Genomic DNA, 324 nt, shown 5'->3' with positions numbered 1-324 from the left:
GATAACTACCGCTGCCCCATCCCCGAGCGCTTCCTGTGGCGCAATTGGGCGGCCGATAGTGAAGGGCTGACCGGCGATGCCCTGCTCGATTTCGTCAACAATGACCTGTTCGACAGCCTGAAAAACCAGCCTGCCAATATCGATCTCAACCCCCGTGGCTATGTGGTGAAAGAGGCGTTCAGCGATGCCTTCAACTACATGAAGAACGGCACCCTGCTCAAGCAGGTGATTAACAAGCTAAACGAGATCGACTTCACCGACAGCAGTGAGCGCCACCTGTTTGGTGATATCTACGAGCAGATCCTGCGCGACCTGCAAAGCGCC

General features: G+C 55.9%; 1 protein-coding gene. It reads left to right on the top strand.

All coding sequences use genetic code 11. From position 1 onward, the window contains the following. The coding region (locus L972_RS21975) for a type I restriction-modification system subunit M N-terminal domain-containing protein (RefSeq protein WP_331428942.1) at positions 1-324 on the top strand (324 nt) is incomplete at both ends.

The organism is Aeromonas sp. ZOR0001, from assembly GCF_000801015.1.
In the GTDB taxonomy this organism is placed as follows: Bacteria; Pseudomonadota; Gammaproteobacteria; order Enterobacterales; family Aeromonadaceae; genus Aeromonas; species Aeromonas veronii.
Note: the sequence above shows the minus strand (reverse complement) of the source record. Positions and strands in the feature narration are given on the sequence as shown.